Source organism: uncultured Campylobacter sp. (assembly GCF_963517995.1).
Lineage (GTDB): Bacteria > Campylobacterota > Campylobacteria > Campylobacterales > Campylobacteraceae > Campylobacter_A.
The window spans coordinates 1-8,397 of sequence record NZ_CAUQHQ010000095.1 but is presented as its reverse complement, the minus strand read 5'-3'; the positions used below and the strand labels follow the sequence as shown (position 1 = coordinate 8,397).

The following is an 8,397-nucleotide window of genomic DNA, read 5'->3' as shown; positions in this document are numbered from 1 at the left end:
CATTAAACCCAAGTTTCCTAAACTCTGTGCATACTCTTTGGCTCTCTTCACAAGCCACTATTATGTTAATCTCTCTCATCTAAAACCTTTGCTACTGCTAATGCTATGTGTTTTGCAAAATTTACAGGCACGGCATTGCCTATCATCTTAAAACAAGCCCCTAATGAGCCTATAAACTCAAAATCATTTGGAAAAGTTTGTAAAATCGCTGCTTCCCTTATCGTAATAGAGCGGTTTTGCTCGGCGTCAGGGTGGATAAACATAAAGCCGTCTTTTTGCAGGTGCGATACAAGTGTAGGGCTTGGTTTATCCCACTCTAAATTTCTATATTTGTTGTGATTTGAGATTTTGCCTGTGGTTTTGGTATAGAAGTCAAGTTTTTCTTTTGTGGTGGCTTTGTTCATATCATTTTGCACCCAAAATTTCATAGCCTTTAAATCTCTTTGGTTGTTGTAGCGTGGGAAATTTTGAGTTAGGTTAAAATCGCTGATTAGTTCGTGCGAAATATTTTTGCCGTTAATTTTAATCGGCGTTTTTAGCGGTTTAAATTTAGGTAGATTTTTAAAAGCGTCTTTTAAAGTAAGTGGGGGATTTTTTGATTTTAGGCTATCAAGCGCGGCATAGAAATTTTTGAGCCTTTTACTCTCTACCTCTCTCTCGGTTTTGCGGACACCAAAGATTATCACGCGATTTCTAGCTTGTGAAACTTCGTAATCAGCACTATTGTAGATTATATTTTTCATATCATCAGGTTTTGTTATCTCATAGCCGATTTTAGAAAATGCGTTATAAATTCTCTCAGTTACATACTTATCGCCAGGCTTTGCACTAAGCATACCGGGAACATTTTCAAAAACAAAGCATTTTGGCTTATAGTATTCAACAACTTTTGCAAAGCTTTCAAAAAGATAGTTTCGGTAGTCGTTTTTCATAGAGTGCCTATCTTGGGCACGACCTGCGATAGAGTAGGCTTGACAAGGTGGACCACCGATTATAATATCAACACTTTTGCCGTCTAATAAGCCATTTAAGCCGTATTTTGCGATATTTCCATCATTATCAATAGCATACTCTTTAAGAGTTTCATCGTTCCAATAGCCATTTATAAGTTCATTAACTTTTTGAATATCAAATTTAATAACTCTCTTTTTCGCTTCTTGTGGGCTAAATTTAAAGCGTTTTACCAAATCGTTTCTAAGCGTCTCAACCATAGGCTTTTCCCACTCAATGTGAGCTAAAATATCAAATTTATCTGTTTGCTTAAAGCCTAGCGATAATCCACCAGCCCCTGCGAATAAATCAATGCAAGTGTATTTTTTCATTTTACTTTCTAGCTATCTTTCCACTCTCTAATAACCTGCAATATATCATCATCCTTTAGTTGTGACAACATATCAAGCACCGCTTTCATAGCGATAGGTTCATTAGTCTCTCTAAGCCACTCTATATAGGTTCGCTCAGATATTCCTAGCCTACCTGCCATTTCTCTTTTAGGGATATTTTTTATCTCTTTTGCTTCTATGAGTTTATGAATTTTATGAATTATTTGTGATAGTTTCATATCTTTCCTTTTATAATTTTGTGATTATACATTTTCAAATATAAAAAATCCATAAGTTTTTAAATTTATTACATTTATATGTAGATAATTTAGCTTTATTTAATACATATATATGTATAATATCAACATTATAAAATAAATAATCTACACTAAGATAATATAAAATGGTACAACACTTCTTACTATCATCAAGAGCTAGAAAACTATCGCTACTATAAATAGCAAAGATGAGCGATAGTGAAGCTCTAAAAGCATTTGCATATATTAGGTGGCATAGTAATGGCGAAAATCCTATCTGTCCGTACTGTGGCAATGTGGGTAAAATTTATCTAATTACCACTAGAAACGAATATAAATGTAACGAGTGTAATAAAAGATTTAGCGTAACAAGTGGAACTTTGTTTCACTCTCATAAACTGCCACTTCAAACCTTACTTTGTGCTATCGTGTTATTTGTAAAAGCGGTTAAGGGTATATCGGCTTTGCAACTAAGCCATGATTTAGATGTGCAGTATAAAACAGCGTTTGTCTTGCTACACAAACTGCGTGAGAGCCTAATTGATTATCAAAACAATGAACCGTTTAGCGGTGTTTGTGAGATTGACGGAGTATATGTGGGCAACTACATAAGACCAAAGAATAATATAAACGATAGGATAGATAGGCGAAAAGCTTTTAAACCTAATAAGAGAGTGGTTATCTCGCTTCGCCAAAGAAATGAACTAGGTAGCGGTGCTAATAAAAGCAGAACTTTCGTGCTAAAAAGCGAAAATGCCTTTGACATAAATAACATAGTTCGTAAGCATATTTTGCTTGGTAGCGAAGTGCATACTGATGAAAATGTAGGATATAGCGATTTGTCGGCTTATTATGACCACAAAGTGGTAAATCACGCAGTAGAGTATATGGGAAGTAGTGGCGAAAACAACAATCAAGCCGAGAGCTACAATGCTAGATTTAGGCGACTAGAATACGAACAATGTCACAAGCTAAGTGTCTTGTATCTATCAAGCTATGCAAATGAGATAAGTTATAGATAGGATACTAGACGACTTGATAATGGCACTATCTTTAAAGATATACTAGGTAAATGCCTTACTAAACCTATCTCAAATGAGTTTTGTGGATACTGGCAAGGCAACCATAGAATGAGCGAGAGATTAGGCGCTTAGACAATTTCGTAAGTATGCAGGTCTTATTTTATGATTTTTCTTTGTTTTAGTTTGCTTAGTGCATAGTGGATATTTTTCTTAAAATTAGCAATAAAATGGCTATCTATGGTGGAATTTGCAAATAGATAATCGCTTATTTCATCTATGGTGCCAGGCTTATTTTTTAGGCACTCTAAGATTTTCCTAGTTAGTTCGCCACGCCTAAAATACGAAATAGCCCTAACGCTTCTACTTTTGATTTCATTTAACTTAAAATCTGGCTCAAATATTAGTATCGTTTTACTTATCTTCTCAAGCTCACTTGTAAGCGTTTTTATTAGCTCTTTTTTTGATATGTGATTTACCCTTGAAGCTCTGAATATTTTACAGTAAGGGCTTAAATGATGTGAGATTGTGGCATTTTTTATTCCTTTTGATTTTTTAAATTTAAAAGGAATTTTAGCGATTAAAATTAGGAAAATCTGGGTGTGTTTGCTACATAATATCGATTATTTTTTAAAAATAGACTATAAAATCATTGGAATATTAATAATAAGGAGATCAGATGAGCAAGGATATAAAATATTGGGTAATGCCTAGTGATCCCAATCGAAGTGATGAAGAAAAAGAATTTAAAGAAAACAATAACCTGACCGAATATAATTGCGGTCGACATCAAAAAATTAAAATAGACGACATTGTTTACCTCTATATATCAGCGCCAATCCAAGCTATTAGATTTAAAACCAAAGTAGTAAGCATGGTCGAGAATAAGCTGACACTAAAACTTATAAAAAAATTAAAATCAGAAAATCTCAATTTCAAACTTTTACAAGAACATGGATTGCAAGGACTCCTACGAAAAAGTCGCGAAATCAGCGGTCAATTACTTGAATACATTAAACAGCAAGAGCAGGAGACTCTCAATCAAATCCTATACGGCCCTCCATGGGCTGGAAAGACATATAATCTTTCAAGTATTATGGAAAATTTTACTCAAAATCTTAATATAAAATCAGGCGATGACACCGATGCACTATATGAAATGTTAAAAATAGAAAAATACACTTGGTGTCAAGTGGCGGCAGCCATCCTATATGATGCGGCTATTTCAAATATTAATGGTGGCTGACTTAAGTTAAATAACGGCATAGTAAATCACACTTTATTTAAATTAAAATCAATAAAATCAAATTCAAAAAAACCAAACCAGACAATATCATCATATTTATTATTTCATACAAAAGATGATTGTAAATATGTAAATGTAAAAAGAAGGGATACTCCTTTTATCTTTGATAAAAATGAGAAAAGCGAATGGCGTGTAGATACAAAAATACTTGATGATGAGTGTCATGAAGCCATAGAGCTTTACAAAGAATACAAAGGGATAAAAGAGCAAAAGGTAGGCATAAGCTACACTAAAGAAAATTTTAAATTTATAACATTTCATCAAAGCTATGGATACGAGGAATTTATAGAGGGCATAAGACCAAAAATTGATGACAAAAACGAGAACGAAGACAAAGAGATAACCTATGAGATAGCTAAAGGAATTTTTTATCAATGCTGCGAAGAGGCCTTGCTTCTTAGTGGATACAAAGGTAAACTTAGGGATTTCTGCGATTTGCCAAAAGATGAACGGCAAAAGTTTTTTAATGAGAGCAGACCAAAATATGCCATCTTTATCGACGAAATCAATCGCGGAAATATATCTAAAATTTTTGGCGAGCTTATAACTCTAATAGAGCCGTCAAAAAGGCTCGGAGCAGATGATGAGATAATGGTGGAGCTGCCATATTCAAAAGAAAAATTTGGAGTGCCGTCAAATTTATACATAATAGGCACGATGAATACGGCAGATCGCAGCATAGCCCTTATGGATACGGCTCTTAGAAGAAGGTTTGAGTTTGTGGAGATGATGCCACAACCTGAACTTTTGGGAACCATTAAAATAAAATATAAGGATAAGGATATTGATCCTAAAGAAATCGAGATAGATTTTACTACTATGCTTAAAACTATAAACGAGCGCATAGAGTATCTTTACGGCAGAGACCACACGATGGGGCATGCTTATTTTCTGCCATTAAAAGGCGGTGCGGATATATCAGAATTAGCTTCGATCTTTAAGAATAAAATTTTACCGCTGCTACAAGAGTATTTTTATGATGACTGGGAAAAGATACGATTGGTATTGGGAGATAATCAAAAGCAAGACGATAAAACTCAATTTGTAAAAGTTAAAGAAGAGAAAAAACTAAGCGATTTGTTTGGAGGTGAGATTGATGATATAGGTGATAAAGTTTTGTATGGGATAAACGAAGGTGCTTTTGAAAATCCTGAAAATTATATAGGAATTTACCCACCATCAGACAAAGAAAGCGTAAATGAAACAAAGCCAGATAACCATAACTGAGTTTGAACGTATATATCAGCACAGTATAGGTAAAAAAGACTTTGACGATATAGAAAATTTTATCCTTAAAAATAGCGATGAAAATGCGCCTTTTTTAAGGATAGCAAGCGGGGTTGGCGGGAAATTTATACAGACGAGAAACTATGTCGGAGTTTTGCAGACAAAAAGCGGTTTAACGATAGAAATTTTGCCTAAAATAGCAGATAATAACGATGCTAAAAGATCAAGATCAAAAGCGGTTTTAATAAAAATGCTAAGAACGTTAAAAGATTTCCCATTTAAAAGCTCAAATTTAGCCAATCTAAAAACTCAAAATTTACCGCTTTTAGAAATTTTCATCTCGATGTTTTTATGTGAGCTTGAGACTCTTGTAAAAAAGGGGGTAAAAAGTGACTACATAGAGTTAGAAGATAACCTAAAATTTCTAAAAGGAAAGCTAAATATAAACGAGCAGATAAAAAGAAATAGCATCCACAAAGAGCGGTTTTACGTAGAATACAGCGAATTTTTAAACGACATAAAGATAAATCAAGTCATAAAAACAACGCTTAAGTTTCTATACAAGAAGTCAAATGTCAGCAAAAATCAACAAAAAATACGCGAGCTTTTGTTTATATTTGATGATGTTTCGACGTGTAGCGATTATAAAAATTTCTTTGCAAACTATGCCGTAAATCGTCAGGTAAAACACTATGAGCAGGCGCTCCTATGGTGCAAAATTTTTCTTTTGGGCGACTCTTTTACCCCGCACAAAGGCGACGATCTAGCCCTTGCCTTGCTGTTTGATATGAATACGCTCTTTGAAAGCTATGTTGGAAATTTTATAAAGAAAAAGCTTCCAGGCACTGCATTACAACACTTAGAAAAACACCTGGTAGAAAAGCCAAAGAGCTTTAGGCTAAGGCCTGATATATTTTTAGAAGGCAAATTTATAGCCGACACAAAGTGGAAAATCATCAGGCAAGATATTAACGAAAGCGAGAAAAAGTATAAAATCTCACAAGCCGACCTATATCAGCTCTATGCCTACGGCAAAAAATACGAGTGCGATAAGCTTTATCTAATATATCCAAAGATAGACGGCGCAAAACAAGAGTCTATGAATTTTAAATACGACGATAAAATGCAGCTTGAAATTTTATACTTTGATTTAGAAAATGATAAGCTAATCCCATCAAACCGACTGAGTACGATTCTTTAAATTAGGGAAAAACTTATTTTATTCTTTGTTTTTCGTATTATATTAATCTGGCTGGCTAGTTGTTAAAATATCCTCTCTTTAACCTAGAGTTAAGCAAAAGCTTAAGTTAATATGAGCCAAAAACTTACACACGCTCTTTATTTGTAAAATACGCCATTGTATATATTTTCTTAAAAATTTTTTGACACAAATTTGTATATCTCTTAAAAGGAGCAATGATGCTTTACGACTACGACAAACTACATAAGCTGGATGAGGGGAGGATAATGTATGCTAGCTATGTCCTTGATGACAATATTCCTATACGGGAGTTGATTAAAGAGGTAGGAAAAACCATAGACAAAGACGAATTCGATACGATCGTAAAAATTTGTCCAAAGTATATAATAAGACGAAATCATAATCTTTTTACATACGACGATATCGCCACAAAACTAGCAAAAGAAGAAAACCTAGCTTTAGCCAAAAAAGTTCTTTTGATGTTTGAAAAGCGTTGTAAAATAGGCGGAGCAGACTACGCGTACCTGGCCCAAAGAGTTTATAAAATCACAAATGATATAAGATGGTGCAAAAGACTGTTTTTAAAGGCAAAAATGCATGCCAAATATGAGATTTGTTATATCAATATGCTAAATTTTATAAAGTTAAAAATCATAAGCCAAAATACGGCAATAAGATTTTTAAACGAAATTTTAGCTACGACTAATTTTGACGCTAACTTTTATTGTTATTTTGGTTTGGAAATTTTAAGTTTAAAAATCAAAGATGTTTATGCTATAGCAAAAAGGTTTTATAACAGAGCGCTAAAAGATAGTAAATCTTTATATACAAGACACATAAAAAGCGGACTAAAACACCGCCTGGTGGATAGACCACTTGCATGCGCTTTGCTTGATCAAAATATAATAAATAAAGACTGCATATGGGATCTTATGGCCATAGCCAAGATTTGTCATAAAAATGAAAATATAGGCAAAAAAGCCGTAAAAAAGGCTATCGGACTAGTTAAAAATACGGATGATTTTGTTAAGATCGCTCCCATGGCAAAGAAATTTCTCGGCAAAAAAGAGACGATAAAATTTTTAAAACAAGGCTATTTTTTAGATGAAACGCCTTTAGACGACAATGAAAACTATAGTTGTAGGTCTGATATAATAAACGGCAAAGCCACGATATACTATAAAGCTTCTCATATAAACACCGAAAAAGTCAATATTTTAGAATGGATAATAAAACTAGGAAAGAGATCTTGGGCTAAAAGACGGCTAGATGAAATGGCGGCCAAAAAAGACGTACTAAAAGGTGCTAATATATACTCCTTGGCCGGAGCTATGGCTAAAGTTTACGTAAGGTATTTTAATGATACTAAAAGTGCCGAAGATATCTTTAAAAAAGTAGCACAAAATATAAACGACCCTATTGATTTAAATTTATTAACGTCTGAAATTTTTAGCACTATAGGGATTAAACATTGGCTTAGAACGCATTGCGACAGACTTGAGAAGGCGGCCAAAAGCGCCGATGAGCTTACCGAGTTGGCCGAGTATACGACGAACTATTTCTTGGATTTTAAAGCGGCGCAGAGACTTCATCTAAAAGCTATAAAGACCTTAGAGTATACGGCGGCTAGTTACAATCGCTATGATCTTTATATGCTTATGGATCAATTTTATAAAAACGCGTCTGCCGATATTCTTCATATGGCTTGTCAAAGTATCCAAAAATCAGGCTGTGAGCATTGGGGGCTATTAGCTTATTATTATGCAAAAGCAAATGATAAAGTATCGGCAAGATCGTGTTTTTTAGAAGAACTAAAAGGCGCCGAAAGTTACGAAGAAATCCTAAGTATAGCAGAGGATATCTATAGCTGTTTGAACGATAGTGGGTTGGTAGCTCAAATAGTACTCGATGATCAGTTTTTAGCTCTACCGGATAGTGTAGCCGAGTAAAAAATGTAGCGTTATTTTAAAAATTTACAAATTTTATCATTTTAACCAACTTTACAGGCTATCTTTTTTAACCCAAATAAACCGTAAAAATACAAAAAAAAATAAGGGCTGCTTAA

The 8,397-nt window shown here is 33.9% G+C and carries 7 protein-coding genes; 5 read left to right on the top strand and 2 right to left on the bottom strand.

Annotation, left to right across the window (positions count from 1 at the left end):
* Positions 1-65: 65 nt before the first annotated feature.
* Both RYL88_RS09375 and RYL88_RS09370 read right to left on the bottom strand, forming a co-directional pair.
* Positions 66-1,322 carry a DNA cytosine methyltransferase gene (locus RYL88_RS09375; protein ID WP_314990835.1) on the bottom strand — a complete coding sequence of 419 codons (1,257 nt, stop codon included), beginning with the start codon at positions 1,320-1,322 and terminating at the stop codon, positions 66-68.
* Positions 1,323-1,330: 8 nt separating this feature from the next.
* On the bottom strand, positions 1,331-1,561 hold the full coding sequence (locus RYL88_RS09370) for an XRE family transcriptional regulator (RefSeq protein WP_314990833.1): 231 nt from the start codon (positions 1,559-1,561) through the stop codon (positions 1,331-1,333).
* Between the two features lie 227 nt (positions 1,562-1,788).
* Here RYL88_RS09370 and RYL88_RS09365 point away from each other — a divergent pair, with 227 nt between their 5' ends.
* The 5 genes from RYL88_RS09365 (at position 1,789) to RYL88_RS09345 (ending at position 8,281) form a co-directional block, all read left to right on the top strand.
* On the top strand, positions 1,789-2,601 hold the full coding sequence (locus tag RYL88_RS09365; RefSeq protein ID WP_314990831.1) for an IS1595 family transposase: 813 nt from the start codon (positions 1,789-1,791) through the stop codon (positions 2,599-2,601).
* A 676-nt stretch (positions 2,602-3,277) separates the two neighbouring features.
* Positions 3,278-3,844, top strand: coding sequence for a hypothetical protein (locus RYL88_RS09360; protein WP_314990830.1), 567 nt, complete (start codon positions 3,278-3,280; stop codon positions 3,842-3,844).
* Between the two features lie 18 nt (positions 3,845-3,862).
* Complete coding sequence (locus RYL88_RS09355; protein ID WP_314990837.1) at positions 3,863-5,131, top strand: AAA family ATPase; 1,269 nt, start codon at positions 3,863-3,865, stop codon at positions 5,129-5,131.
* Positions 5,103-6,332 (top strand): McrC family protein, encoded by a 1,230-nt coding sequence (locus tag RYL88_RS09350; RefSeq protein ID WP_314990828.1) that lies wholly within the window; start codon positions 5,103-5,105, stop codon positions 6,330-6,332. The genes RYL88_RS09355 and RYL88_RS09350 overlap by 29 nt, the downstream gene beginning before the upstream one ends.
* A gap of 218 nt (positions 6,333-6,550) precedes the next feature.
* Entirely contained in the window at positions 6,551-8,281 is a 1,731-nt protein-coding gene (locus tag RYL88_RS09345) for a hypothetical protein (RefSeq protein WP_314990827.1), read from the top strand.
* Positions 8,282-8,397: the final 116 nt, after the last annotated feature.

Excerpts from the sequence above, each read along its gene's own strand:
- RYL88_RS09375 (WP_314990835.1), bottom strand. The coding sequence starts at position 1,322 with ATGAAAAAATACACTTGCATTGATTTATTCGCAGGGGCTGGTGGATTA.
- RYL88_RS09370 (WP_314990833.1), bottom strand. The coding sequence starts at position 1,561 with ATGAAACTATCACAAATAATTCATAAAATTCATAAACTCATAGAAGCA.
- RYL88_RS09365 (WP_314990831.1), top strand. The coding sequence starts at position 1,789 with ATGAGCGATAGTGAAGCTCTAAAAGCATTTGCATATATTAGGTGGCAT.
- RYL88_RS09360 (WP_314990830.1), top strand. The coding sequence starts at position 3,278 with ATGAGCAAGGATATAAAATATTGGGTAATGCCTAGTGATCCCAATCGA.
- RYL88_RS09350 (WP_314990828.1), top strand. The coding sequence starts at position 5,103 with ATGAAACAAAGCCAGATAACCATAACTGAGTTTGAACGTATATATCAG.
- RYL88_RS09345 (WP_314990827.1), top strand. The coding sequence starts at position 6,551 with ATGCTTTACGACTACGACAAACTACATAAGCTGGATGAGGGGAGGATA.